Genomic DNA, 26,618 nt, shown 5'->3' on the forward strand with positions numbered 1-26,618 from the left:
CATCCTCAAAAATCCTTGTGCACTTGCACGCCGACGTAGCGTCGATCGTCGCGCGGTACCAGGCGGTAGACATTGCCGGTGGCATTGGCCAACAACGGTGCATACGCGCGATCGCTCAGGTTGCGGCCCAGCACCGCCACACGCCAGCCATGCGCGTCGTCGGCCAGCGCGATGCTGGCGTTCCAGATCGCATACGGGCCCTGCAGGGTTTGCGCGGTCTGGCTGAGGTCGTACTGCACACTGTCCTGCCAGCTCACATCGCCGTTGAACTCCACGGCCAGGCCGCCACGCAGCGGCATGCGGTAACCGGCACGCAGATTGCCCTTCCAGTCCGGCGAAAACGGCAGCGGCTTGCCGTCGACATTGCAGTTGGCCGCCGCTGCCGCCGGGCACGCAAAGCGTTGGATACGCGCCTGCGTATACGCCAGCGATGCAGCCAGGCTGAGCCGCTCGGTGGGCCGGTAGTCCAGATCCAGCTCCAGGCCTTGCGTGCGCACCTGCCCGGCATTGATCAACCGCGTCACCACCTGCCCGGCCACGGTATCGAAGAAGTTGGCCTGGTAATCGGCATAGTCGGTGTGAAACAACGCCACATTCGCACTGAGCCGGTCGTCCAGCGCGCGCGTCTTCAACCCCAACTCCCAGGCGTTGGACGTCTCCGGCTTCAGCGCCGGCGTGTCGCGCGGCTGCATGTTGAAGAACACGTTGTAGGCCGGGCCCTTGTAGCCACGCGAATAGGTGAGGTAACCGGTGGTCTGCTCGTTAATTTCGTATTGCAGGCCGGCGCGCCCGGACACGCCATGTTCGGAGGTGCTGCCGGCGCTGGCCGTGGATGGCTGAATCCCGGTGACTGGCGCTGCAGCGCTGGACACGCGCTGATGCTGATACTCGAGCGTGTCGCGGGTGACGCGCGCGCCCAGCAAGGCACGCAGATCCGGGCGCCAATGCCAGGTGGCCTCGCCGAACGCCGCATACGTTTCTGCACGCGTGCCGTAATCGGCCACACCCACGTTGCTGGCGGTGGGCGTCGTCACCGTGCGGCGATAGGTTTCGTCGTTGCGCGCGTGCAGGTAGTACAGCCCGGCCACCGCTTCCACTGCACGGTCGCGCGGGGTCTGCACGCGCAACTCCTGCGAATACTGCGTGTAGCCCAGCTCGCCACGATCGTGCGATGACGGAAATGCCGCACTGCGCTGAGCAGTGCGGTCGCCATCCTGAAACTGCGTGTTATCCCATTGCCGCCATGCGCTGATCGAGGTCAGCACCACCTCGCCGATATGCCGGTCCAGTTGCAGCGACGCGCCCTTGTTGATGTCGTCCAGAAAAGTGGGGTAATCGCTGTTGATCTGCCGGTTGTCGGCACTGCCCCGCACCGGCGCAAGCGCAGCGGCAAAGTCAGCGCGTGTGCTGGCAACGACGACGCCGCTGGGCGCATCGCTCTGCGATTTCAGGTAATCGGCGAGCAAGGTCGCGCTGAAGTCCGGGCTTGGCGTGAGGTCCAGCCGCACGCGTGCGCCGGCGCGCCGGTAGCCATTGACGGTCTGCCCGTCGGCCACATTGCGCACGTTGCCGCCGTATTCGGCCCACACCGCCGACACGCTGGCCTTGAGCACCTCCGGCACCAGCGCACCGCCGATGCTGGCATGCACGCGGTCTTCGTCGCCGCCGCCGAAGTGGGAATAATCCACATAGCCGCCAAACACCTCCGGCGCCGGCTTGCTGACGATATTGAGCACGCCGGCCGAGGCGTTCTTGCCGAACAAGGTGCCCTGCGGCCCACGCAGTACTTCGATACGTTCGACATCGAGCAGGTCCAGGGTGGCCTGCCCCGGGCGGCCCAGCACCACGCCATCGATCACCGTGGCCACGCTGGGCTCCACGCCCGGCGAGGTGGAAATGGTGCCCACGCCACGCAGGAACAACGAGGTGTCCTTGTTGGATGCGCCGCTGCGAAAGGTCAGGCTGGGTACCAGCGCCGGCAGGTCGGCCACGCTGTTGCGGTTCTCGCGCTCCAGGGTCTGGCCCTGCACCACCGACACCGCCACCGGCACCTGCTGCAAGGTCGTTTCGCGGCGCGTGGCGGTCACCGTCACCGCGCCCAGCGTCTGTGCCGCGCTCTCCGGCCCTGCTGCTTCGCTCGACGCGTTTGCCAGCGCCGGTGTGCACGCCACTGCAAGACTCCACGCCAGCAACTGAGGTGTTCCCCACACCCTCGACGCAGGTACGATCCTCGCAGGGGTTCGGTGTTGCACAAGCATGCAGGTCCTTCGTATGGGCTGGAGAGCGCTATGGGGCAAGTCGCATTGCGGCGACTCGGCCGCGTTGCACGCTGTGCGATGACGCGTTGAGCGCGAAGCCGCCTCGACCGCGAATGGCGATACGGCATGCTGTTTGCCAGCGCCATGAGCGTCAAATAACCAATGTTCAGGTGGTTATTCACTCACGCGCCGTCTCGCCTGCACGGGCCGGCGATGCGACCTTGCGACAGCGCGCTGCACAAGCGCGGCATCCATGGCGATAATGCGCAGATGGATGCGCCCAAACCCTGGTATCTCTACTTGCTGCAATGTCGCAACGGCAGCTATTACGCCGGGATCACCAACGATCTGGAACGGCGCTTCCAGGCGCATGTGCGGGGCACAGGTGCGCGCTACACGCGGGCCAATCCGCCACTGCAGATCCTCGCCAGCCACCCGTATCCCGACCGCGCCAGCGCTTCGCGTGCGGAGTGCGCACTCAAACGCCAACCCCGAGCGCGCAAGCTGGCCTGGCTGCTGGCGCAGCCGCCATGCAGCGCCGGGTCACACGCTACCGACACCCCGATCACGCCCGCCTAGCCGCCCGCTCCCTACGCTGCAGCGCCATCCGACACCGGAGCAGCGCATGCACTATCAGCTCTATTACTGGACCGGCCTGCAAGGCCGCGGTGAGTTCGTCCGCCTGGCATTGGAAGATGCCGGCGCCAGCTACACCGACGTCGCGCGCATCGACGGCGACGAGGTCATGACCGACTTCCTGGAAGGCCAGCACACTGGTGCACAACCGTTCGCACCGCCTTTTCTGCGTGCGGGCGAGGTGGTGGTGTCGCAGGTGGCAGCCATCCTGCATGCCATTGGCCCGCAATTGCAGCTGGTCCCCGAGTCAGAGGCGCAGCGCCTGCAGGCATTGCAGTTGCAGATGACCATCGCCGACCTGGTGGCCGAAGTGCACGACACCCATCACCCGATCGGCGTCGGGCTGTACTACGAAGATCAACAAACCGAAGCAGCCAAACGCGCCAAGGATCTGCGCGACAACCGGCTACCAAAGTTCCTTGGCTACTTCGAGCAAGTGCTGCAACAGGCAGGCGGCACGCATGTGCTTGGCACCCATTCGTACGTGGATCTATCGCTGTTTCAGCTGGTCAGCGGCCTGGAGTACATGTTCCCCAGGCGCATGGCGACGTTGTCGAAGACGTTGCCGGGGCTGAAGGCCCTGCAGCAACGCGTGGCCGAGCGCCCGCGCATTGCCGCGTATCTCGCATCCGAACGCCGCGTGGCGTTCAACACCAACGGCATCTTCCGCCACTATCCGGAGCTGGATGCGGCATAGGCGATGCCACCGGCATCACGCAGCGCGTGTGTGCCGGTCAGCTTCAATGTCGGTCAATGCACGGCTGACGCGCGCAAGTCGCTTTTGCTGCGCGTTCGGTGCTGTGGTAGCTCGCCCGTGTTATTGGGCACGGTTACGCGTCCCCAGAGATCGCACATGCAAGGCCGCACAAATGCGACCTTTGATTTGGACGCAGCCGAACCGCCAACCTCAACGTCCCTGCAACAACGCCGCGCGAATGGCCTGCAACTGCGCCTTCACCGCGGCAGCCTGGGTCGGCCCCAGCCGCAACAGTGCCTTCTGCCCGACCGATGCAGATTCCAGCGCCGGATCCGCAAAGAGATAGCGGCCATGCGCATCGCGCACCACGGCAATCGGTTGGCGTGGCTCCGGCGTGCGCAGCAGATGATCGATCACATCGATCACGCGGTCGTTGAAGTAACGGTCCGGCGCGCCCAGGTTCGCGTAGGCCTGCTGAAACAATGGGTAGAAGCGCACATAACTCCGCACCAGCGCCTGCGCATCCACGCTGGTCAACGCGGCGACATACGGCGCATAGCGCGCGGCGTTGGCCTGGTCGATCACGCTGCGATCGGCTGCGCTGGACACCTGCAGTTCGCCCGGCACCGGCTGCAGCACCGAGACGCGACGGCTGATGCTGGGCTGGGTGAGGTTGTCGACCATCACCACCACGCGTTCGATCAGGTGCGCGCGCAGCACGATCGACAGCGCGTCGTCCTGCTGCACCAGGTCCAACAGCGCCTGCCATGCAGCAGCGTCGCTCTGCGCCAATGCAGGAATCGCCGCATCCGCCGCGTCGGCCGATGGCGTCTGCACCGGATGACGCGGCTCGGCGGGTGCCGGCGGCGACGGCGCGACAGCGGCAGCCACCGCGCTCGCGGTCTGGCTGATTGGCGCGGGCAACGCGCTGGATGGGTCAGATGGCCCGCGGAACAGCCACCAGGCCGCGCCAGCAATGAACGGTACCGCCAACAGCCACGGCCAGCGCGAGGACTTGGTTTGCATCATGGAACTCCTGACATCGACAACACCAGGGTGTGACCATGAGATGGTGCGGTGGTTCCATCGATGTCAGGCCGCCGCGCATTCATCAATCGCGCGCGTGCATTGCCAGGCGATGCGTTGTCAGGCGCGCGCCACACACCCTCAGTCTGCGCGCCACGCAGCAGCCCTCGACGCGGGGTCCGGCGCGAACTACCAACTACGAAACGCTGACGCCAAAAACGAAGCGCTTTACACGGCACACCGCGTTCAATTGGCGAAGTCCAAGCGCGCATTCACCCAGGCCGCCACGATCGCGGCGGCAGCCTGATCGGCCTGCTTTGCGGGCAGCTGCTTTTCGCGCACCAGCCACGCCGCGGTGTCCGCGCGGACCTTGGGCAACAAGGCGCGCGCCGCCTTGCGGTCTGCGGCCGGCCACTCGCTGTCATCGCCGTGCCAGGCCGCGATGGCCTGGTCCGGATCATCGCCATAGCGCTTGCGCAAGGCCGGCTGCAGGTACAACAGCGGCGACACCGAGGCGCGCAGCGCAATCACCTGCCACTCGGCGTAGCTGGCATAGCGGATGGTGCCGGCGTCCTTGCTCAAGGCTTCGATCAAGGAATCGAACCCATCGTCCAGCTGCTTCCAGCTGGCCAGCGCAAACAGGCCACCCGGTGGCTCGCACACCGGGGCGAACGAGTCGCGCGTAGAGCCATACAGCGGGCCGAATGCCTCGTACGCCGGCTCACCCACCGCCGCGAAAATGAAGCAATGCACGTAGGGCCGATTACCGCTGCCGTCTTGCTCGATCCACATGCGCAGCAGCAACAACACCTTCTTCGGGTCCTGCGAGACCGGGCCGGCAGCCACATCGTCGAGCAGAGACGCCGCAAAGTCATCGATCTTGCGCAGTGCCTTGCGCGCACTCTCGAACCGCGCGTTCGCCAAGGCGGCATCCACACCGGCGGCGGGCACGAACTGATGCAGATAGGCCAGCCACGCCGATGCCAGCGGTGCGTCGTAGGCCTGCAACTGCCGCGCGGCCTCGGCAGGCTTGCCGGGGATGCTGGCGATGATGCGGTCCAGCGCCTGTTGCTGCGTGGTGAGCGCGTTGGCCAGCACATCGGCCCTGGCGCCGAGGCTGCGCTGCAAACAGTCGTCCGGCTTGGCGTCCTGCGCGCAGGCGTTGCGCTGCCGCAGCCAGGCGCGTTGTTGCTCGCGCACGCCGGCCACCGCAGCACGCGGCGTCGTTTGCACCAGCGCCTGGTAGCTTTCGTCCAGTTGATCGTCCAGCAGACCGAGTGCGGGCACTGCGCAGATGCGATTTTCTACCGGCGTACTGGCCTGTTTGCAGTCGAACGACGCCGCCCATGCACCGCCGGCGCTCAGCACCAGAGCGCCGCCAAGCAGCAGTCGCACCACGCACGCGCGATGGTTCATTGCACTGCCTCCTTGCGTGCCGGCAGCAGCGACAACAACAGCAAGGTCACCGCCAGCGCGACATAGGCGCCGACGAATTGCCAGCTGATCACCCGTGCCAGGCCTTGCAGCGACCACGGCAAATAGATGCCGCCGCGCGGGTCCACCGAATGGATGAGGCCGAACAGCGTCAAGCCCGCAGCGACCAGCAAGAACACCGCACCGCGGCGCAGCCGGCCATCGATCATGGCCGCCACTGCGGCGATCCACAGCATCGCGGTGATGATGAACCCATTACCCAGCGCGAAGATCACCGCCAGTTCCGGCAGGCCATGGCCATCCACCTTGGTGGTCAACGCAACCAGTTGCTCCGGCGCGATCCAGCCCGGCGCCTTGATGGTCAGCAGGTACGCCACCGACGGCAGAAACCCCAGCACCATCGCGCCGGCGTGGTGCCTGGGCGTGGCCTGAAACGCCTGTGTGGTGATGTCGATGGACACGTACACGATGATCGGTGCCAGTACCGCCAGCGGCAGCCATTGCACCAGCCCGCTGATCACGCCCAACATGCCGCCGATGCCGACGAACAATCCCGTCAGCAACGTATAGCCGGTACGCGCGCCCATGTTTTTATACGCCGGCTGCCCGATATACGGCGTGGTCTGCGCCACGCCGCCGCACACGCCGGCCACCAATGTGGCCAGCGCCTCCACCAGCAGGATGTCACGGGTACGGTAGTCGTCGCCGGCCGCGCGCGCGCTTTCGCTCACATTGATGCCGCCCACCACCATCAACAGGCCAAACGGCAACAGCAACGGCAGATACGCCACCGTGGCCGGCAGTCCTTCGATAAAGCCCAGATTCGGTAGCGGCAGCACGATCTGCGGCGCGGTCCACGCAGGCACCGCAAAGCCCGGCGCACCCAGGCCCGCCAGTCCCAGCCCGTAATACAGCGCCGTGCCGATCACGAACGCCACCAGCACGCCCGGCAGTTTGGTCGGCAGGCGGCCCTTGGCCAGCAGCACGTACAGCAGCAGTCCCAGGGTGACGAAGCCGGCCACCGGCGAACGCAGCGTCTCCAGCAACGGCAACAGGCCCATCAGCACCAAAGCGATGCCGGCAATCGACCCGAGCAAGGCTGCGCGCGGCAGCGCACGCGTCACCGCCTCGCCAACGAACGACAGCACCAGCTTGAGCAACCCCATCACCACCAGCGCGGCCATGCCCAGTTTCCAGGTGGCGAGTGCAGCCGCCTGCGGGTCCAGTCCTTGCGCCTTGAAGCCGGCAAACGCCGGGCCCAGCACCAGCAAGGCCATGCCGATGCTGGTCGGCGCGTCCAGGCCCAGTGGCATCGCGGTGACGTCGTCGCGCCCGGTGCGTGCGGCCAGCCGTCGCGCCATCAAGGTGTAGAGCAGGTTGCCCACCAGCACGCCGAACGCGGTGCCCGGGAACATGCGTCCGAACACCACCTCGGCGGGAAACTGGAAGATGCCCACCAGCGCCATCGCGATGAAGCCGAGGATGGACAGATTGTCGACCACCAGGCCGAAGAAGCCATTGAGGTCGCCGGCGACGAACCAGCGCGGCGAGGCCGCAGGACGCGAAGAGGGAGCGGACATAGCGATCTGCAGACGTGGGGACAAGCGATGGTAGCCGCTGCTCCGTACCCGCGACAGCGTCGCGATGGATTACGCCGAAGCGAAGTGCCTCGACGTGTCGACTGCATCGGCCCCCGCAAGCTGGCAGTGGCGGCGCCGCAAACAGTGATGCGCATGCCGCCACACCCGAAGGAATTGATCCATCAGCGTAGAAATGCACTTTCTGCGCAGTAGGCGCGGTCGCTACGGCGATAACTTTCAAATATCGCGTGCTCGCTTCATTTTTTCCGCCCTGCATCGAGAATGTACATGCTGATTGTCCGCCTGCTTGGCGCCTGCGTTGTTGCCGCCCTCGCGCTTCCCGCCAATGCCGTGGAGTTCACCCTCATCTCTCCGGACACACCGGATGGCGACTGGAGCATCGATAGTACACAGCTGAACATGCGCGACGGCCCGGCCTTCAAGGTGCGGCTGCATCGACTTAGGGGGGGCCGCCAGGAGGGCAGCGCCCTCATCGAGATCGATACCGGCAGCATGCAGCTGACCGTCGTGCCTACCCGCGGCATGAACGTGCTGCGCGCCCAGGCAGGCAGTGTCCGTCTGGGTTGGGATTCTCCGGTGACCGAGGTCGTGAATCCTGCCTTCCTCAATCTGGAAAGCCGCAGCGGCTTGGGCTGGTTGGAAGGATTCAATGAGCTCGTGGCGCGCTGCGGCTTCGAGTGGGTCGGCCACCCTGGCAACGACCGTGGCGAGCTACTCACCCTGCATGGGCGAGCCTCCTCCCTGCCCGCCCGCACGGTGGTGCTCAGCATTGACGATCACTCACCGCACCGGATCACGCTGACAGGCACGCTCAGCGAGGTCGCCTTCAAGAAGGTCAACTTTCGTATCGACACGGCGCTGATCACCGAACCCGGCGCCACCGCGTTCACGCTGCACGATCGGCTGACCAATCAGGGCGACCAGCCCATGGAGTATCAGGCGCTCTACCACAGCAATATCGGTACGCCGCTGCTGGAACAAGGTGCGCGCGTTGCGATACCCGTACGCGAGATCTCACCTTTCAACGCGCGTGCCCAGCAAGAACTGAACGATTGGCAGATCTTCCGCGGCCCGACCGCCGGATATGGCGAAACGGTCTACAACATCTACCCCCTCGACGATGGCAAGGGGCAGAGCCTAGCGGTGCTTCATGACGCCGGCGCTCGGCGCGGCATCGAGCTGGACTTCAACATCACCCAGTTGCCAGTGTTCTCGCTATGGAAGAACACCGACAGCCTCGCCACGGGCTACGTCACGGGCCTGGAGCCGGGCACCAGTTTTTCCTACAACCGCAGCCTGCAACGTGGCCTGGGCTTGGTCCCTACCATCGAAGCGGGTGCAACGCGCGACTTCGTCCTTCAGTATCGTCTGCTTGCCACGCCGGAGGCGGTAGAAACGGCGCTGCAGGAGGTCAGGACGCTGCAGGCTCGCCAGCCGCCCAAGGTCCGGCAGACTCCGCTGGCGCATGAGCCCTGAAGCGAGGCGTCGCGGGTCGATCCATGGTATCCGAGGACTCACGCAGTGCCAGACAGAGCACTGCACGATGTCCACACGTAACAACGGCCAGGCGCGCTCAGAACGACACATCCACCGCCTGTCGCGACCACAACACCGACTGATGCCCGGTGGCCTGCTTCCAGGCCAGCCGGATCGCTTCGATGTCGCGGCGTCGCTGCGGGGTGTCTTCATGCAGGATCACCAGCACCTTGGTGCCGAGCCTGTTCGGCTCCTTGGCGCCGCGGAACAGCCACTGGCCATAGGCATCCAACACCGTCAGCCCATCCGGGAAGCGTGGGGTCACTTCCTTGTCCAGAAACGCGCGCCACTGCGTCTCGTCGATGGTGCGGGTCTGCGGGCGATCGGCCGGGCCGGTCTCCTCGCCCACGCCAAAATAGAGCTCGCTGCGCATCCACCCATGCGCATCGCCGGGGCGTTGCGCATCGCCCTGCATACTGGCGGTGGTAGTCGCCGCGGCAGGCGTCCTGCCCGGCGTCGTGACACAACCAGACAACGCCAGCACGGCGGCGATCAACACGGACGGCAGCAACTTCATCGATCTCTCCAACGGTTTCAGGGGGGGACTAGGTATCGGGGTGACTAAGCACAGCGATGGGCACGTAGCGCACCGCAGTCGACTCTTGCAAACGGCAGGCGAATACTGCAAGTGTACGAGCGTCACTATTGCGAACGTCGAGTCAGTAGCGCCACCGCTGATGCGGCTGCGGTATCAGCTCATGCAGGGGCGCGTACCGCGCCATCTCGCGCAGGCGTGAACAACACGATAATCTCTCTATCCGGATGAATGTGGAACAGTCCGCCCCCTTGCGCACCAGCCCGGCCGGACGCCGGCGCCGCTGCGCGTTTGCAGTTGCAGGAGAGAGCATGACCCGCCCCACCCTTTCGATGATCGGCCTGGCTGTGGCCGCGGCACTGAGCGCCAACGCGCAGGCCCAGCAGGCCGATGCTGGGGCCACCACCCTGGACACCGTGATCGTCACCGGCACCCGCGCCAGCGATCGCACCGTGCTGGAATCGACGGTGCCGGTGGACGTGCTCACCGCCGAAGACATCCGCAAGGCCGGCGTGGTCAATGGCGAGTTGGGCAGCGCGCTGCAGGCGCTGCTGCCGTCTTTCAACTTCCCGCGCCAGTCCAACTCCGGCGGCGCCGACCACATCCGCGCCGCGCAGCTGCGCGGGCTCTCGCCCGACCAGGTGCTGGTGCTGGTCAACGGCAAGCGCCGCCACACCTCGGCACTGGTCAATACCGACAGCAAGATCGGCAAGGGCACCACGCCGGTGGATTTCAACTCCATCCCGATCAACGCCATCAAGCGCATCGAAGTGCTGCGCGACGGTGCCGGCGCGCAATACGGCTCCGATGCCATTGCCGGTGTCATCAACGTGATCCTGGACGACAACCCCGAGCGCGGCGAGCTGGAAGCCAGCTTCGGCGCCTACAACACCGATGTGGCGCCGATCGATCGCCGCGTCACCGACGGCCAGACCAGCTACGCCAGCGCCAAGGTCGGCAGCCTGCTGGGCGATGACGGCGGCTTTTTCAAGGTCGGCCTGGAACTGAAGAATCGCGAAGCCACCAACCGCGCCGGCTTCGATCAGATCCCGCCGTTCGAAGAGCAGACCCCGGCCAACCTGGCCCTGGCCGGCCGGCGCAATTACGTGCTCGGCGACGGCGCCACCAAGGGCCTGAACGCCTGGCTCAACACCAAGATTCCCTTCAGCGCCAGCGGCGAGTTCTATGCCTTCGGCACCTACAACCAGCGCGACACCGAAGGCGCCAATTACTTCCGGTACCCCGACAGCAGCGCCAACTGGCGCGAGATCTACCCCAACGGCTACCGGCCGATTTCCGAAGGCGAAAATCGCGATCTGCAACTTGTTGCCGGTGCACGTGGGCAGTGGGGCAACTGGGATTACGACGCCAGCGTCAACTACGGCCGCAACGACTTCACCTACCGCCTGCGCAACTCGCTCAACGCCTCGCTCGGCCCGGGCAGCACCACCGCGTTCAAGACCGGCGACTTTGCGTTTGCGCAGACCGTGGGAAATTTCGACCTGACCCGCGTGTTCGACATTGCCGGCGCCACCCATACCTTCGGCACCGGCGCCGAATTCCGCCGCGAGCAATACCGCACCCATGCCGGCGACCCGGCCAGCTACGCCGCCGGCCCGTTCACCGATCGCCCCACCGGCTCGCAGGCCGGCGGCGGGCTCACCCCGCAGGACGAAGCCGATCTGTCGCGCAATGTCGCCAGCGCCTATGCCAACGTCTCCAGCCAGTTCGGTGAAAAATTCTCCACCGACCTGGCCGGTCGCTACGAGCATTACCAGGATTTCGGCAGCCAGTGGACCGGCAAATTAGCCGCGCGCTATGCGTTCGCCCCTGCATTCGCGCTGCGTGGCGCCATCTCCAACAACGTGCGCGCCCCATCGCTCAGCCAGATCGGTTACGAAGCCACCTCCACCGGTTACGACGCCGCCGGCCGGCTGACCCAGGGCCGCCTGCTGTCGGTCAACAACCCGATCGCCCGCGCACTCGGCGCCACCGATCTGAAGCCGGAAAAGTCGGTCAACTACAGCCTGGGCTTCACCAGCAAGTTGGGCGACCACTTCGACCTGTCGCTGGATTTTTTCCAGATCGATATCGACGACCGCATCGCCTTGTCCGAAGACATCACCGGCGACGCCTTGACCAGCTTCGTGCAGCAGAACTTCGGTGTCACCGGCGTGCAGAGCGCCAGCTATTTCCTCAACGCCGCCGACACCCGTACCCGCGGCGCCGAGCTGGTCGCCAACTGGCGCCAGTACGCGTTCGGCGGCGATCTGTTGCTGACCGGCACCTACAGCTATGCCAAGACCGAGCTGGAAAACATCATCGCAACACCCGGGCAATTGCTGGCCTTGAACCCGGACTATGTGCTGTTCGGCGTGGAAGAAAGCAACACGCTCACCGATGCGGCACCGCGCACGCGTGCCGCACTGGCCGCCAACTGGAGCAACCAACACTGGAACCTGCAGACGCGCGTGAACCGCTATGGCAGCGCCACCCGGGTGTTCGACTTCGGCGGCGGCTTGGTGCCACGTCAGACCTATGGCGCCGAATGGCAGCTGGATCTGGAAGCCGAATACCACCTGGGCACGCAGTGGACGCTGGCCATCGGCGGGCAGAACATCCTGGACAACTACTCGGACCGCTCCATCGACGATATCGCCTACTTCGGCAACCTGCCCTACGACGTGCTTTCGCCGATCGGCAGCAATGGCGCGTACTGGTATGGGCGGGTGCGATATACCTTCTGATCAACCTGATCAACAGCGCAGGCTGCAAACCCACTTTCCCCCTGGGAGCGTGTTCTAGCCCCTCTCCTGCGGGAGAGGGGTTGGGATGAGGGTACGGAGCGAAGCCTCCGTGTCCTTCCAACTGCACGAGGCTTCGCACGTCGCCGCAGCCGGCGCTACGCGCCACCTTCTCCCGAGGGGAGAAGGATAGGCAGTTGCACGTGTCTACCAACACCCACTGCCGTTCCATAACCTGAATCTCACACCGGTTTGCGCACACTAGCGTAATGGCAGACGCGCATTCCCCCCTTCCGTCGCCGCCATTGCTGGACGATGCCTGCGCATTGTTTCTGGACGTGGACGGCACCCTGATCGACTTTGCCGACAGCCCCGAGGCCGTACGGCTATTGCCCGAGGTACGCGAAGCAGTCGTCCAGCTGAGCGAGCGCCTCAACGGTGCCATCGCCCTGGTCAGCGGGCGTCCGCTCGCACAGCTCGATGCCTTGTTCGCACCATTGCTGCTGCCGGCCGCCGGCCTGCATGGGCATGAGCTGCGTAGCGATGTTGCCGCACGTGCCGCCATGCCGCAGGACACTTCTGCATTCCTGCATGACCTGCATCAACGCGCTGCGGCGCTGACGCACAAACACGCAGGCGTGCTGGTCGAAGACAAAGGCGTCAGCGTTGCGCTGCATTGGCGCGCGCAACCGGACGCCGGCCCGGATGTGTTGGCCTTCGCACAGGACGAAATCGCCCAGCTCTCCGGTTATCGCCTGCAACCGGGCGACCACGTGGTCGAATTCGTCCCCGAAGGCAGCAACAAGGGCCTGGCCGTCGAACAACTGATGCAGACCGCCGCATTTGCAGGCCGCACGCCGGTGTTTGTCGGCGACGACCTCACCGACGAATTCGGCTTCGATGCGGCCAATCGCTTAGGCGGCTGGAGCATTCTGGTCGGCGATCGCGCGCAGACCAGTGCGCGTTTTCGCGTCGACGGCACTGCCGCTGTGCATGCGTGGCTACAACACAACGCGCGCAACGCGTCACCGTAGGCGCACCTCCTCTCGTTACTTACAGGATCGTTTGCACCTCATGACCGAGCCAAACCTGGATCTGGGCGTCATCGGCAATTGCAGTTTTGGCGCATTGGTCGATCGACAGGCACGCGTGGTGTGGAGCTGCCTGCCCGCCTTCGATGGCGACCCGGCCTTTTGCAGCCTGCTCTCGCCCAAGACCGAAGGCGGCGACTTTGCCGTGGAGCTGGAAGACTTCGTCAGCAGCGAGCAGCATTACCTGCCCAACACAGCCGTGCTGCGCACCGTCTTGCGCGACAGCCACGGCGGCGAAGTGGAAGTCATCGACTTCGCACCGCGCTGGCGCAATAACGGCCGTTTTTATCGGCCGGTGAGCATCATCCGGCAGATTCGCCCGCTCGCTGGCAACCCGCGCATCGTCGTGCGCGCACGTCCGCTCGCCGACTGGGGTGGCCGCACGCCCGATACCACCTGGGGCAGCAATCATATCCGCTGGGTGTTGCCGGAATTCACCCTACGCCTGACCACCGACGTGCCGGTACGCTTCGTGCGCGACGGCTTGCCGTTCGTGCTCAGCCACCCGGTGAGTCTGGTGCTGGGCGTGGACGAATCGCTGACCCGCTCGCTCACCGGTTACGTGCAGGAAGCGCAGGAACGCACCGAAGAATATTGGCGCGAATGGGTGCGCTATCTGTCCATTCCGCTGGACTGGCAGGAGGCGGTGATCCGCAGCGCGATCACGCTCAAGCTGTGCCAGTACGAAGACAGCGGCGCGATCATTGCCGCGATGACCACCTCGATTCCGGAAGCGCCGAATACGCCGCGCAACTGGGATTACCGGTACTGCTGGCTGCGCGACGCCGCGTTCGTGGTGCGCGCGCTCAATCGGCTGGGCGCCACGCGCACGATGGAGCAGTTCATCGGCTACATCTTCAACATCGCCACCAGCGACGGGACGCTACAGCCGCTGTACGGCATCGGCTTCGAATCGCAGCTGGAAGAACACGAAGTCGACACGATGGACGGCTACCGTGGCATGGGCCCGGTGCGGCGCGGCAACCTGGCGTGGATCCAGCAACAGCACGATGTCTATGGCAGCGTGGTGCTGGCCTCGACGCAATTGTTCTTCGACCTGCGGCTGAAGGATCAGGGCGACGCCGACACCTTCCGCCGGTTGGAACCACTGGGCGAGCGCGCATTCGCGCTGCACAACGTGCCCGACGCCGGCCTGTGGGAATTCCGCGGCCGCACCGAAGTGCACACCTACACCGCCGCGATGTGCTGGGCCGCCTGCGACCGGCTGGCCAAGATCGCCGAGCGGCTGGCACTGCCCGAGCGCAGCGCCTATTGGAACGAGCGCGCCGACATCATCCGTACGCGCGTGCTGGACGAAGCCTGGAGCGAAGAAAGCGGCCATTTCACCGACACGCTCGGCGGCCACCGCCTGGATGCGTCGCTGTTGCTGCTGGCCGACATCGGCATCGTGGATGCCGACGACAGCCGCTTCGTGCGCACGGTCGAAGCGGTCGGCCGCGTGCTCAAGCATGGCGATGCGCTGTATCGCTACATCGCGCCCGACGACTTCGGCGAGCCGGAAACCAGCTTCACCATCTGCACGTTCTGGTACATCGATGCGCTGGCCGCCATCGGCCGCAAGGACGAGGCACGTGAATTGTTCGAGCGCATTCTCGCGCGCCGCAATCACCTGGGCTTGCTCTCGGAAGACCTATCGTTCGAAGGCGGCGAAGCCTGGGGCAACTTCCCTCAGACCTATTCGCATGTCGGTTTGATCATCGCAGCGATGCGCTTGTCGCGGAGCTGGCAGGAGGCGTCATGAGTCGTTTGGTGGTGGTATCCAATCGTGTTGCAGTGCCCGGCGAAAACCGCGCGGGCGGCCTTGCAGTCGGGTTGTTGGCCGCGCTCAAGGAGCGCGGCGGCATGTGGTTCGGCTGGAGCGGCAAGACCGTGCGTGGCGATAGCGGCGGCATGCACGAGCAGACCGAAGGCGACATCACCTTCGTCACCATGGACCTCAACAAGCGCGACATCGATTCGTACTACAACGGCTTTGCCAATCGCACGTTGTGGCCGTTGCTGCACTTCCGGCTGGACCTGGTCGATTACGACCGCGCCAAGCGCGAAGGCTATCTGCGCGTCAATCGCCTGTTCGCGGAAAAACTCGCGCCGCTACTGAAAGACAGCGACACCTTGTGGATTCACGATTACCACATGATCCCGCTGGGCGCGATGCTGCGCGAGCTGGGGGTGGGCTGCAAGATGGGCTTCTTCCTGCATGTGCCGATGCCATCGGCCGATTTGATGCAGGCGATGCCTGATCACGCACGCTTGTTCAGCACCTTTTATGCCTACGATCTGGTGGGCTTCCAGACCCAGCGCGATGCCGAACGTTTCAAGGCGTATGTGCGCCTGTTCGGCGGCGGCCGCGTTCTTGACGGCGATCTGGTCGAAGGCCCGGGTGGGCGACGTTTCACGGCCTCGTCGTTCCCCATCGGCATCGACACCGATCTGATTGCCAATCAGGCAAAGGCGTCCGTCAGCAAGCAAGCCGTGCGCGATCTGCGCGAGAGTCTGCGCGGGCGGCAGTTGGCGATCGGCGTGGACCGGCTGGATTATTCCAAAGGCCTGCCGGAACGCTTCCAGGGCTTCGAGCGCTATCTGGAACGCTATCCGGATCAATCCGGCAGCCTGACCTATCTGCAGATCGCACCGGTATCGCGCGGCGATGTCACCGAATACCGTCAATTGCGCGGGCAGCTGGAACAGATCGCCGGCCACATCAATGGTGGACATGCAGGGCCGGACTGGACGCCGCTGCGCTACGTCAACCAGAACTTCAGCCATGCGACGTTGACTGGTTTCTATCGGGCCGCATCGGTGGGCCTGGTAACGCCATTGCGCGATGGCATGAATCTGGTCGCCAAAGAATTTGTGGCCGCGCAGGACCCTGAGAATCCCGGTGTCCTGGTGCTGTCGTTGCTGGCCGGCGCGGCAGACGAAATGAAGGAAGCGCTGCTGGTCAATCCGCACGATCTGGACGGTGTGGCAGATGCCATTGCGACGGCAGCAAGCATGCCGTTGGCAACACGTATCGAGCGGTGGCGAGCGATGATGGATCATCTGCGCAAGAACAACATCAACCACTGGCGCCAACGGTATCTGCAGGCGCTCGCAGACGCCTAAGCTTTCCTCGGTGCGGGGCAATGTACGCAGACTCGCTGCGTGCATTGCCTTCTTCCCGCCAGAGGCTGGAGACATTCTTCTTGCGAGAGGCTGGATACATTCCCTTCTCCCTCCGGGAGAAGGTGCCCGAAGGGCGGATGAGGGTACGGCAGTCACGCGAGCAATCCGACATTGTGCTCGATGGACTGTCGCAGCCCCGGCTTGAGCGCTGTGCTTTGGAGCGAGCGACGTACTCTGGATTGAGCACTGTGCTCTTGATTCGGCTCTGTGCTCTGGATTCACCGTGGTGCTGGAGTGACCGCAGTGGTTTGCAAATCCCGATTGTCGATTCCCAAAGCCCGGCCTCAACCGCTGTCGCCCGACGCACTCCGCTGCGATACGGCCGCACCGGTGCGCTGTACTCCTCCCCATGCGCGGCACGGCGCTCAAACTCGATTCGCTCAGACAAGGGCGCCTCTTCGGCCACGCATGACTGCGATGCTCGGCTTGCTTTAAGGCGACTGGGTGAGGCCAACGCAAAAAGACAAGCGAAGCCAAAGCAATAGCAAAGCAGAAAGGCACAGCGACAGCGAGTCTTGCGTGGATCGCTCGTCAGGTGTCACCGCGCATCCGCCGAAATGTCAGCGTCCTTCGCTGCACTGCTCAACTCCACGCAAATTCAGTGCATCCGAACTGCAGGTTGGAACGGTGGTTCCTATTCCGTCACGGACAGGCGGCGCTCAGAGGTCTAAAATATTCACATGAGTAGCGCTGAGGACCCTGGGAGGGGCTGCGCGTTCATATCCAAGGTCGCCGGCAGCCTTTGCCAACGGGTGACCTCTCTCCCTCCACGACTTGTCGCCGGTGCATGCCGCCCAAGTCCTTCCTGATATCTCAAAATGACTGATCAATCCTCAAAACGTGGGCTAGGCACCTGGTTGCTGGTGGCCTATGCGGTGGTGATCGCCGTACTCGGTGCGGTGCTCGCCTACGAAGGCGGCCGCCTGGTCGCTGTCGGCGGTTCCTGGTACTACCTGCTCGCGGGCATCGCGCTGCTGCTGGCCGGCGTGTTGCTGGCGCTGGGCAAACGTGCCGGCCTATGGCTGTTTGGCGCCACGCTGGCCGCCACCATCGCGTGGGCGCTGTGGGAAGTGGGTCTGGATGGCTGGGGCCTGGTCCCGCGTCTGGCCTGGATGTCGGTGCTGGGCCTGGTACTGCTGCCGTTCTGGGGCGTGGCGCGTCGGCGCATGCAGCCGTTGTCCGGTGCTGGCTATGCCGTGGTGACCGGCGTGCTGCCGATCCTTGGCGCCGCCCTGATCCTGTGGCCGCTGTTTGTGCCGCGTGATGTGGAACTGGCGGATGCATCGAAGCAACCGGCCGACACTGCCACCGCCTTCAGCCGCGGCAACGTACCCAGCCCGGACGGCAATGTCGCTGCCAATCACGACGCCAGCAACTGGACCGCGTATGCCGGTTCCAACCTGTCCAATCACTACACCCCCGGCGCGCAGATCACCCCGGACAACGTGAAGAACCTCAAGGTGGCCTGGGAATTCCATACCGGCGATCTGAAGCCGGCCGGCTCCAAGCTGGGCTACGCCTTCCAGAACACCCCGCTCAAGATCGGCGACCTGCTGTACATCTGCACACCCACCCAGAAGGTGATCGCGGTGGAAGCGGCCAACGGCAAGGAGCGCTGGCGCTTCGACCCACAGACCAACCCCAAGGCGATGGCCGGTGTGGCCGCCACCACCTGCCGTGGCGTTTCGTACTACCAGGCGCCGGAAGGCACTGCCGAGTGCCCGACGCGGATCTTCTGGCCGATGGTCGATGGCCGCCTCGGCGCGCTGGACGCGCAGACCGGCAAGCTTTGCGCCAGCTTCGGCAACAACGGCTATGTGGACCTCAATGCAGGCACCGGCAATACCAAGCCGGGCTTCGTCGGCCCGACCTCGCCGCCGGTGGTGATGCGCGGCGTGGTGATCCAGCCGACCGGCCAGGTGCGTGATGGTCAGGAAGGCGATGCGCCGTCCGGCGTGGTGCGTGGCTTCGATGCCCTCACCGGCCAGCTGCGCTGGGCCTGGGATCTGGGCAACCCGGCGATCACCGCCGAACCGCCAGCTGGCCAGACCTACACGCGTTCGACCCCGAACGTGTGGTCGCTGATGGCGGCCGACGACGAGCTGGGCCTGGTGTATCTGCCCACCGGCAATGCGTCCGGCGATTTCTTCGGCAAGGGCCGTACCCCGCAGGATGAGGAATACACCGCCTCGTTGGTCGCCGTGGACGCGGCTACCGGCAAGGAGCGTTGGCATTTCCGTACCGTCAACCACGACCTGTGGGATTACGACATCGGCCCGCAGCCGAACCTGGTCGATTGGCCGGTCGCCGGCGGCGGCACCCGTCCTGCAGTGATCCAGGCCACCAAGTCCGGCCAGGTGTTCGTGCTGGATCGTGCCACCGGCGCGCCGTTGATGCCGGTCAAGCAGATGGCCGTGCCGCAGGGCACCGATCATGGCGACTGGACCGCTGCCACCCAGCCGATCTCGCCGGGCATGCCCAACACCGTGGGCGCGCCCAGCCGCGAGGTCGAAACCATCATCGAATCCGATGCCTGGGGCATGACCCCGTTCGATCAGCTGGCCTGCCGTATCCAGTTCAAGCAGCTGCGCTACGAAGGCATGTTCACCCCGCCGACGCTGCAAGGCTCGCTGGCGTTCACCGGCAACCACGGCGGCATCAACTGGGGCGGCGTCTCGGTCGATCTGCAGCGCGGCATCATGGTGATGAACAGCAATCGCCTGCCCTACACCTTGCAGGTCTATACCCGCGAGAAAATGAACGAACTCGGCGTCGTGTCGGTGTTCGACGGCAAGAGCAAGACCCCCGGCTACATGGCGCAGAAGGGCCTGGCCTACGGCGCCCGCAAGGAGCCGTGGATGTCGCCGCTCAACACCCCGTGCGTGGCGCCGCCGTGGGGCTACATCTCCGGTGTGGATCTGCGCACGCAGCAAGTGCTGTGGCGCCGTCCGCTGGGCACCGGCTACGACCAGGGTCCGATGGGCATCCCGTCCAAGACCAAGTTCGAGATCGGCACGCCCAACAACAGCGGCTCGCTGGCCACCGCCGGCGGCGTGACCTTCATCGGCGCAACCCTGGACGACTTCATGCGCGGCTTCGACACCCGCACCGGCAAGCAGGTCTGGGAAACCCGCGTGCCGGCCGGCCCGCAGGCTGCCCCGATGAGCTACACCATCGATGGCAAGCAGTACATCGTGGCCGCCGTGGGTGGACACGACCGCATGGAAACCAAGTCCGGCGACAGCGTCATCGCCTGGGCATTGCCGGACGATGCAAAGGCGGCGCCAGCGAAGTAATCGCCAGACCCGTCGTGCAGTGACACCACAGACCGGCCGTCGCGAGACGGCCGGTTTTTTTTTATGGGTGCGGCCTGCCGATCGGCCGGATCGTCGTTGCCCGGATGCGGCGGAGCATGCGGTGTGCGGTCGGAATCCGTGGTTCTGGCGGTACGCCTGACTGCACGGTGTTGCGTCCGCCGATGACAGGTGTGCCGGAACTGCGGTTTGACGGGCGAACCATCTGCATCGCACCGAGCCTTGTCGGATAGTGGTCTTTGGCGAAGTTTTTCGGATCGCTGCCTTTCACGTTCTCCTGCTGCGATTTCCCGACGCCCGTTGCACTGCCATGGCGGTGGTTCGTGCCCGCTCCGATTTCAGCGCGATGTCGGACTACCGGCAATGGTGCAACGCGCGCTAGTCGCCGCGACCAGATCAGATGGAAGCAAACAGCCCATGTGCACTCCATCGGAGCACGGAATTGCCCGACCTCACGACGATCTAAATTCACGCGAAATTTACAACTACCAACACCGATTCCGGGCGCCCGCGAGTTGCTCAAAACATACGCACCGCAACTGAAAACGCTTCCAAATCAACCACATCAGCTTTTTACGTGGTCCGCAGCACGCATTCCGATAAACGGTCCTTTCACACCATCATGATTCGGGCTCGGCCGCCGATACCCCCATTGCAGCCACTCCTGCAGCACACCGTTCCCCCTATCCCAGAACACTAGTTGGACTCAGCCTATGTTGCCTTCACACGATGCCGCACCCGTTTCCCGCCCACCGGCGGGCGCAAACGTTGCGCGTACCACCTGGACTGCATGGATGCCCGCTGCCGCACACCTCGGGCTGCTGGCTTTGCTGACGTTCTACGCCGCCACGCTGGTGCCCGGCGGCATCGGTAGCGCGTTCGCGAAGCTGTTCCCGGCCCTGCTGGTGCTCGGCGCGGCCAGCGTTGGCCTATGGTGGTGGACGCGTCGTCGCAACAGCGCGCAGCTGCAGCAGGCAGTGAATGCGGTCGCTGCGCTGGGCGAAGGCCGCTTCCAGCGCCTGGACCTGCGCACCGCATCCGGTGAGCTCGCACCGCTGCTGCAGACGTTGCAGGCAGCCCAGGACAAGCTGGCCATCCGCATCGACGTGATGGAACAAGGCCTGCGCCATGGGCAATTCGTGATCAAGGCACTCGACGATCTGGACACCATGATCCGCATCGCCGACGACGACGGCCAGGTGCTGTTCGCCAACCGCAAGCTGCTCGCGATGCTCAAGCTGATCGAGCCGGATGTGCAGAGCTTCCGCCCCAGCTTCCATGCCGAAGGGTTCGTCGGCGGCAGCATCGGCGACATCTATCCCGACAGCCAAGCCGCCATCGATCGCATGCGCGCCTTGACTGCATCCAAGGCCGTGCGCGCCCCGTTCTTCGGCCGCCAGATCGATTTCGTCTACAGCCCGATCATTGCCGCCGACGGCACCAAACTGGGCACCATCGCGCAGTGGATGGACGTCACCGCGCAGGTCAACGCCGAGCAGGCGCTGATGCAGATCATCGACGCGGCATCGGCTGGCGACTTCAGCCGCCGCATGCAGGTCGACGGCATGGACGGCGTGTTGCTGTCGCTGGCGCAAGGCATCAACCGCATCTACGACTCGGTGGAAACCCACCTGGCCGCGTTGGCGCGCGTGATCGGCGCGCTGGCCGAAGGCGACCTCACCCAGCGCGTGGACGGCGATGCGCACGGCATCTTTGCGCGTCTGCGCGACGACACCAACCAGACCGTCGCCCGTCTGACCGAAATCATCGGCGGCATCCAGACGGCATCGGACACCATCCGCCAGGCGGCGGTGGAAATCGCTGCCGGCAATACCGATCTGTCCGAACGTACCGAACAGCAGGCGGCGAACCTGGAAGAAACCGCAAGCTCGATGGAAGAACTCACCTCCACCGTGAAGCAAAACGCCGAGAGCGCGCTGCAGGCCAACCGCCTGGTGGTAGGCACCGGTGAAGTGGCGCAGAGCGGCGGCCAGGTGATGGACGATGTGGTCTCCACCATGAGCCAGATCAGCACCGCCTCGCGCAAGATCGGTGAGATCATCGGTGTCATCGACGGTATCGCGTTCCAGACCAATATCCTGGCGTTGAACGCCGCTGTGGAAGCGGCGCGCGCCGGCGAACAGGGCCGCGGCTTTGCGGTCGTCGCCTCCGAAGTGCGCGCACTGGCGCGGCGCTCGGCCGATGCGGCAAAAGAGATCAAGACGCTGATCGCCGATTCCACCGACAAGGTGGAGTTGGGCTCGGGGTTGGTGCATCGTGCCGGCGCGACCATGCGCGAGATCGTCGGCTCGGTCAAACACGTCACCGACATCATGAGCGAGATCACCTCAGCCAGCGCCGAGCAATCCAGCGGCATCGAACAGGTCAACCGCACCGTCGCGCAGCTCGACGAGGTCACCCAACGCAACGCCGCGTTGGTGGAAGAAGCCACCGCGGCCGCACGCAGCCTGGAAGAACAGGCGGTGGAACTGGCCGATGCGGTTTCGATCTTCCGCCTGCAGCCTGCGCACAGCGGCAACGCGAGTGTTGTGCGCGCAAGCTTCAACAGCGCGGCGGCCTAAACCGCCAGCGCAGCAAATTGCAGCCCCAGTAGGAGCGCACCCGGGCGCGACGTAGCGTTCCCGGTAAGCCCAATCGCGCCCGGGTGCGCTCCTACGCGAGGATGGCTTCTCAGCGGAGAGGGCTAATCCAGAAACCGCGCACGCTGCTCGGGTGTTGGCAGCATGCAGTGCTCGGTGCGCCCGAACCAGCGATAGCGATTGCGTGCGATCAGGCGATACCCGATGTCGCGCAGGCCGCGCGGCACCACGCGCAACACGGCAAACAAGCGCCAAAAACCACCCAAACCGGCCAGCACGCGCACGATCGCATCGCTGTCGGTCCATGCGCCGGTGCCGTCCACCAGCAGAAACGACAACGGATCATCCGGATCCAGCCCGTGCTGCTGCAACAACGCACGCCCGGCTTGCCCCTGCATCGCAGCAAAGCGATAACGCCCGCGCCGATCTCGGCGCAGCAGGAATTTGACCCAGCCATTGCACAGCAGGCACACCCCATCGAACACGATGGTGGCCGGCGCACTGCGCGTAGCGACCTGCGGGGATTCAACGTGGCGCAAGCCAACCCTCGTAGCGAATGAACGGCCCGACCAACGGCAAGTGTACGTCGACGAAAAATCCATAGCGGCCGGCGTCGGCATGCTCGCGGCAACGCACCTGATCGAACCAGCGCGCAGGTAGCGGAATCACGCCGAACGCCCACACGCGCGTGGCCTGCCAGTACAACGCGTCGGCATCGGCGCGCAGCGCAAATTCGAAGCGCACCGCGCCCAGGTGCTCTCGCAGTGCGCCGCCCTGCCGCCACAACCGCGAATACATCGGCAACCCCGCAAACCGCCGATGCCAACGCTCGCCGTGCGCATCGACCAGAAACTCCACTTCGACATCCACCTCGCCACTGCGCGGCAACCGGCTCAGCAACGCCAGCAACGGCACCAAGGCATGACGACCGCGCTGGATCCGCGCCCGTCCGCCAAAGGTCTGCCGCTGCTGCACCGAATGCAGCGCGCGCACCGGCGCAGGCAGCTGCGCAAAGGCATCCTGGCCCAGTACCTGCGCAAATAGCGGCGTGCTCAGGGTGCGATCCAGGCCAGCGTGGCCATGCGTCCGCTGCGTCGATCGCGGCGGTGCGAAAAAAAGCGTTGCGGATCGGAAATGGTGCACAGGCCGCAGCCATGGATCGCGCTGGCCGGCACGCCGGCACGCTGCAAGCGCTGGCGCGCCAGTGCATAGAGATCCACCCGCCAATGCCCCGGCCGCGTGGCGATGAAGGCGTCCTGCGCCTGCGTATCGTCGGCGACGAAGGCATCGAAGACGTCCTGCCCGATTTCATACGCCTGCGGTCCCGCAGCCGGCCCCAGCCATGCGATCAACTGCGATGCAGGCGTGCGCATGGCGGCCACGCTGCGCTCCAGCATGCCGTCGGCCAGCCCGCGCCAACCGGCATGCGCGGCCGCCACTTCGCTGCCATCGGCCGCCGCCAGCACCACGGGCAGGCAATCGGCAGTGAGGATCGCCAGTACCACGCCAGGCACGGCGGTGACGACTGCATCGGCCGTCGGCTCGGACGCAGCTGGCGCGTGATCGCCCGCGCCATTGGACCGCGCATCGGATGCAAATAGCGGCGCTTCGACGCGCACGACCTCCACGCCGTGCACCTGCCGCAACCAGTGCGGCGCGCTCGGCAACGCCAGCGCCTCGACCAGCAGTGCCCGGTTGCGCTCCACCTGCTCGGGCGTATCGCCCTCTGGGCTGTTGCGGTTGCCCAGATTGAGCGTGTCGAACGGCGGCAGCGAGCCGCCCAGCCCGTAACGCAAGGTGGTCAGCGCCTGGATGCGTGGCGGCGCGGGCCAGTCGGCCGCCAGCACAAACGGTGCGGCCACGGCCATGTCAGCGGCGCGCCAGCTCGGCGGCACGTGCGCTGTCTTCGCGCAGCGCGGTCATCAGCCGCTGCAGGTCGGCCGGCACTGGCGCGGTGGCGCGCACCGGCTGGCCGCTGACCGGATGCAGGAATTCCAGCGTTTCGGCATGCAGCGCCTGGCGCTTGAAGGTGCGCAGTTCGTGCACCAGTTCGTCGGTGGCGCCCTTGGGCAGCTTGAGCGCGCCGCCGTACAGCGGGTCGCCGACGATCGGCGACTTCAGATGCGCCATATGCACGCGAATCTGATGGGTGCGCCCCGTTTCCAGGCGGCATTCCAGCGCGGTATGCGCACGGAAGCGTTCGCGCAGCCGGTAATGGGTGACCGCGTCGCGGCCGTCGTCGCGCACGGCCATCTTCAGGCGATCGCGCGGGTGGCGGTCGATCGGCGCATTGGCGGTGCCGCCGGACACCAGCGCACCGACCACCACCGCCAGATACTGGCGATGCACATCGCGCGCGGACAGCTGTTCCACCAGCGCGGTCTGCGCCTGCACGGTGCGCGCGACCACCATGACGCCGCTGGTCTCCTTGTCCAGGCGATGCACCACGCCGGCGCGCGGCACCGCCGACAGCGCAGGGTCGCGGAACAGCAGCGCATTGACCAGGGTGCCGTCCGGATTGCCCGCGCCCGGGTGGACGACCAGGCCGGCAGGCTTGTCGATTACCAGCACCTGGTCGTCTTCGTACAACACGTTCAGCGGGATGTCCTGCGGGGCGGCATGGGTCTGGGTTTCCAGCACCACCTGCAGCTGCACGCTCTCGCCGCCGCGCAAGGTGTCGCGCGGACGCGCCATTTCGCCATCCAGCAGCGCATCGCCGGACTTGATCCACTCCGACAGCCGCGAACGCGAGAATTCGGGGAACAGCTCGGCCAACACCGCGTCGAAACGGCGCCCTGCGGCGTTATCGGGCACGATGGCCTGACGGATGGACGGGTCGGTGGGGTCGGCAGATGGGTCGGACATGGACACGGGCACTCAGGCAAAAACGGGAATTTGGGGGTCCGGGCGGCAGGAGTCAGTCGCCGGACAGGCCACTAGGCTATCATCGCGCTTTCGTTTTCCTGACGCGTCCTGCCCAGACCCATGATCCGACGGTCCACGTTTTCCGCGCCTGCGCGCCTGATTGCCCTCATGCTGGTCATGGCGTTCGTCGTCACCGGCTGCCACCGCGGCGCCAAGGACAAGAATCCCGATGAGGGCATGCCGGTCGAGCAGCTCTATGGCAAAGGCCACGGCCTGATGGAGAAAGGCAACTGGGCTGGCGCCGAAGCCAGCTACAAGCGCCTGATCGCCCAGTACCCGTATGGTCCGTACACCGAGCAGGCGATGATCGAAAGCGCCTACGCCCAGTACAAGGCCGGCAAGCACGACGACACGGTGTCCAGCGTCGACCGCTTTATCCGCACCTATCCCACGCACCGCAACATCTCGTACCTGTACTACCTGCGCGGGCTGGCCAACAGCAACCGCGACACGGTGTTCCTGCGCCGGGTGTGGTCGCTGGACCCGAGCCGCCGCGATCTGTCGTCGCCGCAGCAGGCCTACAACGACTTCAACACGGTCACCGACCGCTATCCCAACAGCCGCTACGCGCCCGACGCGCGCAAGCGGATGATCGAACTGCGCGACGTGTTCGCCCAGCACGAGCTGGATAACGCGCTGTACTACCTGCGCCGCAACGCCTGGGTGTCCGCAGCCGGCCGCGCCAACTACCTGCTGGAAACCTACCCGCAAAGCGCCTATCAATACGACGCCGTTGCGGTGCTGGCCGAGGCCTACACACACCTGGGCAACAAGACCCTGGCCGCAGACGCACGCCGCGTGCTCGAACTCAACAGCCCGCAGCACCCGTGGCTGACCGGCAATTGGCCGAAGTACCCCTGGGCGATCCGCAAGCTCAACCCGTTTGCCGGCGAGAAGTCCGCCGCTACCGGTCAGCGCAATGCACAGATGAGCCGCGACTAACACTTGCAATCACTGCCGAATTCACGAGGGGCCGAAAGGCCCCTTTTTCGTGGCAGCGAGATTGGTGCAACAAGCAGTCGCCACCTTGAAAAG

The 26,618-nt window shown here is 65.2% G+C and carries 20 protein-coding genes; 10 read left to right on the plus strand and 10 right to left on the minus strand.

Features of this window, described 5'->3' with window-relative positions; all coding sequences use genetic code 11:
• Positions 1–5: 5 nt before the first annotated feature.
• Positions 6–2,258, minus strand: coding sequence for a TonB-dependent receptor (locus ACCQ06_RS16960; RefSeq protein ID WP_228325290.1), 2,253 nt, complete (start codon positions 2,256–2,258; stop codon positions 6–8).
• Positions 2,259–2,507: 249 nt separating this feature from the next.
• On the opposite strand from ACCQ06_RS16960, the gene ACCQ06_RS16965 reads away from it, so the two are divergent.
• Together ACCQ06_RS16965 and ACCQ06_RS16970 are read left to right on the plus strand one after the other, a co-directional pair.
• On the plus strand, positions 2,508–2,837 hold the full coding sequence (locus ACCQ06_RS16965) for a GIY-YIG nuclease family protein (RefSeq protein WP_211287711.1): 330 nt from the start codon (positions 2,508–2,510) through the stop codon (positions 2,835–2,837).
• 46 nt (positions 2,838–2,883) lie between these two features.
• Complete coding sequence (locus tag ACCQ06_RS16970; RefSeq protein WP_316687824.1) at positions 2,884–3,591, plus strand: glutathione S-transferase; 708 nt, start codon at positions 2,884–2,886, stop codon at positions 3,589–3,591.
• A gap of 210 nt (positions 3,592–3,801) precedes the next feature.
• Here the strand turns inward: ACCQ06_RS16970 and ACCQ06_RS16975 are convergent, their stop codons facing one another.
• From ACCQ06_RS16975 to ACCQ06_RS16985, 3 genes are all read right to left on the minus strand, one after another.
• Positions 3,802–4,617: a DUF3014 domain-containing protein gene (locus ACCQ06_RS16975; RefSeq protein WP_104616349.1), complete on the minus strand. Its 816-nt coding sequence runs from the start codon at positions 4,615–4,617 to the stop codon at positions 3,802–3,804.
• Positions 4,618–4,863: 246 nt separating this feature from the next.
• Positions 4,864–6,033: a lysozyme inhibitor LprI family protein gene (locus ACCQ06_RS16980; protein WP_316687826.1), complete on the minus strand. Its 1,170-nt coding sequence runs from the start codon at positions 6,031–6,033 to the stop codon at positions 4,864–4,866.
• Positions 6,030–7,631 (minus strand): SulP family inorganic anion transporter, encoded by a 1,602-nt coding sequence (locus ACCQ06_RS16985; protein WP_316687828.1) that lies wholly within the window; start codon positions 7,629–7,631, stop codon positions 6,030–6,032. Before ACCQ06_RS16985 ends, ACCQ06_RS16980 begins: the two co-directional genes overlap by 4 nt.
• 420 nt (positions 7,632–8,051) lie before the next feature.
• Between ACCQ06_RS16985 and ACCQ06_RS16990 the strand changes: the two genes are divergently transcribed.
• Positions 8,052–9,128 carry an aldose 1-epimerase family protein gene (locus ACCQ06_RS16990; protein ID WP_316692643.1) on the plus strand — a complete coding sequence of 359 codons (1,077 nt, stop codon included), beginning with the start codon at positions 8,052–8,054 and terminating at the stop codon, positions 9,126–9,128.
• Between the two features lie 97 nt (positions 9,129–9,225).
• On the opposite strand, the gene ACCQ06_RS16995 is transcribed toward ACCQ06_RS16990, so the two are convergent.
• Positions 9,226–9,705 (minus strand): DUF3574 domain-containing protein, encoded by a 480-nt coding sequence (locus ACCQ06_RS16995; RefSeq protein WP_228325296.1) that lies wholly within the window; start codon positions 9,703–9,705, stop codon positions 9,226–9,228.
• Positions 9,706–10,034: 329 nt separating this feature from the next.
• Here ACCQ06_RS16995 and ACCQ06_RS17000 point away from each other — a divergent pair, with 329 nt between their 5' ends.
• From ACCQ06_RS17000 to ACCQ06_RS17020, 5 genes are all read left to right on the plus strand, one after another.
• The gene (locus ACCQ06_RS17000; protein ID WP_316687832.1) at positions 10,035–12,470 is read left to right on the plus strand and encodes a TonB-dependent receptor plug domain-containing protein; all 2,436 of its coding nucleotides are present in this window, start codon (positions 10,035–10,037) and stop codon (positions 12,468–12,470) included.
• Positions 12,471–12,736: 266 nt separating this feature from the next.
• Positions 12,737–13,501 carry a trehalose-phosphatase gene (gene otsB, locus ACCQ06_RS17005; protein ID WP_316687835.1) on the plus strand — a complete coding sequence of 255 codons (765 nt, stop codon included), beginning with the start codon at positions 12,737–12,739 and terminating at the stop codon, positions 13,499–13,501.
• 40 nt (positions 13,502–13,541) lie between these two features.
• A complete protein-coding gene (locus tag ACCQ06_RS17010) occupies positions 13,542–15,320 on the plus strand; it encodes a glycoside hydrolase family 15 protein (RefSeq protein WP_316687837.1) in 1,779 nt (592 codons plus the stop codon).
• Entirely contained in the window at positions 15,317–16,684 is a 1,368-nt protein-coding gene (gene otsA, locus ACCQ06_RS17015) for an alpha,alpha-trehalose-phosphate synthase (UDP-forming) (protein WP_228325300.1), read from the plus strand. Before ACCQ06_RS17010 ends, otsA begins: the two co-directional genes overlap by 4 nt.
• Positions 16,685–17,601: 917 nt before the next feature.
• The gene (locus ACCQ06_RS17020; RefSeq protein WP_316692644.1) at positions 17,602–20,040 is read left to right on the plus strand and encodes a membrane-bound PQQ-dependent dehydrogenase, glucose/quinate/shikimate family; all 2,439 of its coding nucleotides are present in this window, start codon (positions 17,602–17,604) and stop codon (positions 20,038–20,040) included.
• Positions 20,041–20,101: 61 nt separating this feature from the next.
• Here ACCQ06_RS17020 and ACCQ06_RS17025 read toward each other — a convergent pair whose 3' ends face one another.
• A complete protein-coding gene (locus tag ACCQ06_RS17025; protein WP_228325301.1) occupies positions 20,102–20,329 on the minus strand; it encodes a hypothetical protein in 228 nt (75 codons plus the stop codon).
• Between the two features lie 442 nt (positions 20,330–20,771).
• On the opposite strand from ACCQ06_RS17025, the gene ACCQ06_RS17030 reads away from it, so the two are divergent.
• Complete coding sequence (locus ACCQ06_RS17030) at positions 20,772–22,640, plus strand: methyl-accepting chemotaxis protein (protein WP_104616309.1); 1,869 nt, start codon at positions 20,772–20,774, stop codon at positions 22,638–22,640.
• 122 nt (positions 22,641–22,762) lie between these two features.
• On the opposite strand, the gene ACCQ06_RS17035 is transcribed toward ACCQ06_RS17030, so the two are convergent.
• The 4 genes from ACCQ06_RS17035 to rluD are packed head-to-tail and all read right to left on the minus strand — an operon-like array spanning position 22,763 to position 25,523.
• Entirely contained in the window at positions 22,763–23,197 is a 435-nt protein-coding gene (locus ACCQ06_RS17035) for a thiol-disulfide oxidoreductase DCC family protein (protein WP_228325302.1), read from the minus strand.
• Entirely contained in the window at positions 23,184–23,714 is a 531-nt protein-coding gene (locus tag ACCQ06_RS17040; RefSeq protein ID WP_316692645.1) for a DUF4166 domain-containing protein, read from the minus strand. The genes ACCQ06_RS17035 and ACCQ06_RS17040 overlap by 14 nt, the downstream gene beginning before the upstream one ends.
• The gene (gene pgeF / locus ACCQ06_RS17045; protein WP_316687842.1) at positions 23,711–24,526 is read right to left on the minus strand and encodes a peptidoglycan editing factor PgeF; all 816 of its coding nucleotides are present in this window, start codon (positions 24,524–24,526) and stop codon (positions 23,711–23,713) included. The genes ACCQ06_RS17040 and pgeF overlap by 4 nt, the downstream gene beginning before the upstream one ends.
• A gap of 1 nt (position 24,527) precedes the next feature.
• Entirely contained in the window at positions 24,528–25,523 is a 996-nt protein-coding gene (gene rluD / locus ACCQ06_RS17050; RefSeq protein WP_228325303.1) for a 23S rRNA pseudouridine(1911/1915/1917) synthase RluD, read from the minus strand.
• A gap of 120 nt (positions 25,524–25,643) precedes the next feature.
• Between rluD and ACCQ06_RS17055 the strand changes: the two genes are divergently transcribed.
• The gene (locus ACCQ06_RS17055; protein ID WP_055848912.1) at positions 25,644–26,525 is read left to right on the plus strand and encodes an outer membrane protein assembly factor BamD; all 882 of its coding nucleotides are present in this window, start codon (positions 25,644–25,646) and stop codon (positions 26,523–26,525) included.
• Positions 26,526–26,618: the final 93 nt, after the last annotated feature.

This window comes from Xanthomonas sp. NCPPB 4467, from assembly GCF_041475665.2.
In the GTDB taxonomy this organism is placed as follows: domain Bacteria; phylum Pseudomonadota; class Gammaproteobacteria; order Xanthomonadales; family Xanthomonadaceae; genus Xanthomonas; species Xanthomonas dyei.

Coding starts and splice junctions, on each gene's coding strand:
- ACCQ06_RS16960 (WP_228325290.1), bottom strand. CDS start 2,258: ATGCTTGTGCAACACCGAACCCCTGCGAGGATCGTACCTGCGTCGAGG.
- ACCQ06_RS16970 (WP_316687824.1), top strand. CDS start 2,884: ATGCACTATCAGCTCTATTACTGGACCGGCCTGCAAGGCCGCGGTGAG.
- ACCQ06_RS16975 (WP_104616349.1), bottom strand. CDS start 4,617: ATGCAAACCAAGTCCTCGCGCTGGCCGTGGCTGTTGGCGGTACCGTTC.
- ACCQ06_RS16980 (WP_316687826.1), bottom strand. CDS start 6,033: ATGAACCATCGCGCGTGCGTGGTGCGACTGCTGCTTGGCGGCGCTCTG.
- ACCQ06_RS16985 (WP_316687828.1), bottom strand. CDS start 7,631: ATGTCCGCTCCCTCTTCGCGTCCTGCGGCCTCGCCGCGCTGGTTCGTC.
- ACCQ06_RS16990 (WP_316692643.1), top strand. CDS start 8,052: ATGCGCGACGGCCCGGCCTTCAAGGTGCGGCTGCATCGACTTAGGGGG.
- ACCQ06_RS16995 (WP_228325296.1), bottom strand. CDS start 9,705: ATGAAGTTGCTGCCGTCCGTGTTGATCGCCGCCGTGCTGGCGTTGTCT.
- ACCQ06_RS17000 (WP_316687832.1), top strand. CDS start 10,035: ATGACCCGCCCCACCCTTTCGATGATCGGCCTGGCTGTGGCCGCGGCA.
- otsB (WP_316687835.1), top strand. CDS start 12,737: ATGGCAGACGCGCATTCCCCCCTTCCGTCGCCGCCATTGCTGGACGAT.
- ACCQ06_RS17010 (WP_316687837.1), top strand. CDS start 13,542: ATGACCGAGCCAAACCTGGATCTGGGCGTCATCGGCAATTGCAGTTTT.
- otsA (WP_228325300.1), top strand. CDS start 15,317: ATGAGTCGTTTGGTGGTGGTATCCAATCGTGTTGCAGTGCCCGGCGAA.
- ACCQ06_RS17030 (WP_104616309.1), top strand. CDS start 20,772: ATGTTGCCTTCACACGATGCCGCACCCGTTTCCCGCCCACCGGCGGGC.
- pgeF (WP_316687842.1), bottom strand. CDS start 24,526: ATGGCCGTGGCCGCACCGTTTGTGCTGGCGGCCGACTGGCCCGCGCCG.
- rluD (WP_228325303.1), bottom strand. CDS start 25,523: ATGTCCGACCCATCTGCCGACCCCACCGACCCGTCCATCCGTCAGGCC.
- ACCQ06_RS17055 (WP_055848912.1), top strand. CDS start 25,644: ATGATCCGACGGTCCACGTTTTCCGCGCCTGCGCGCCTGATTGCCCTC.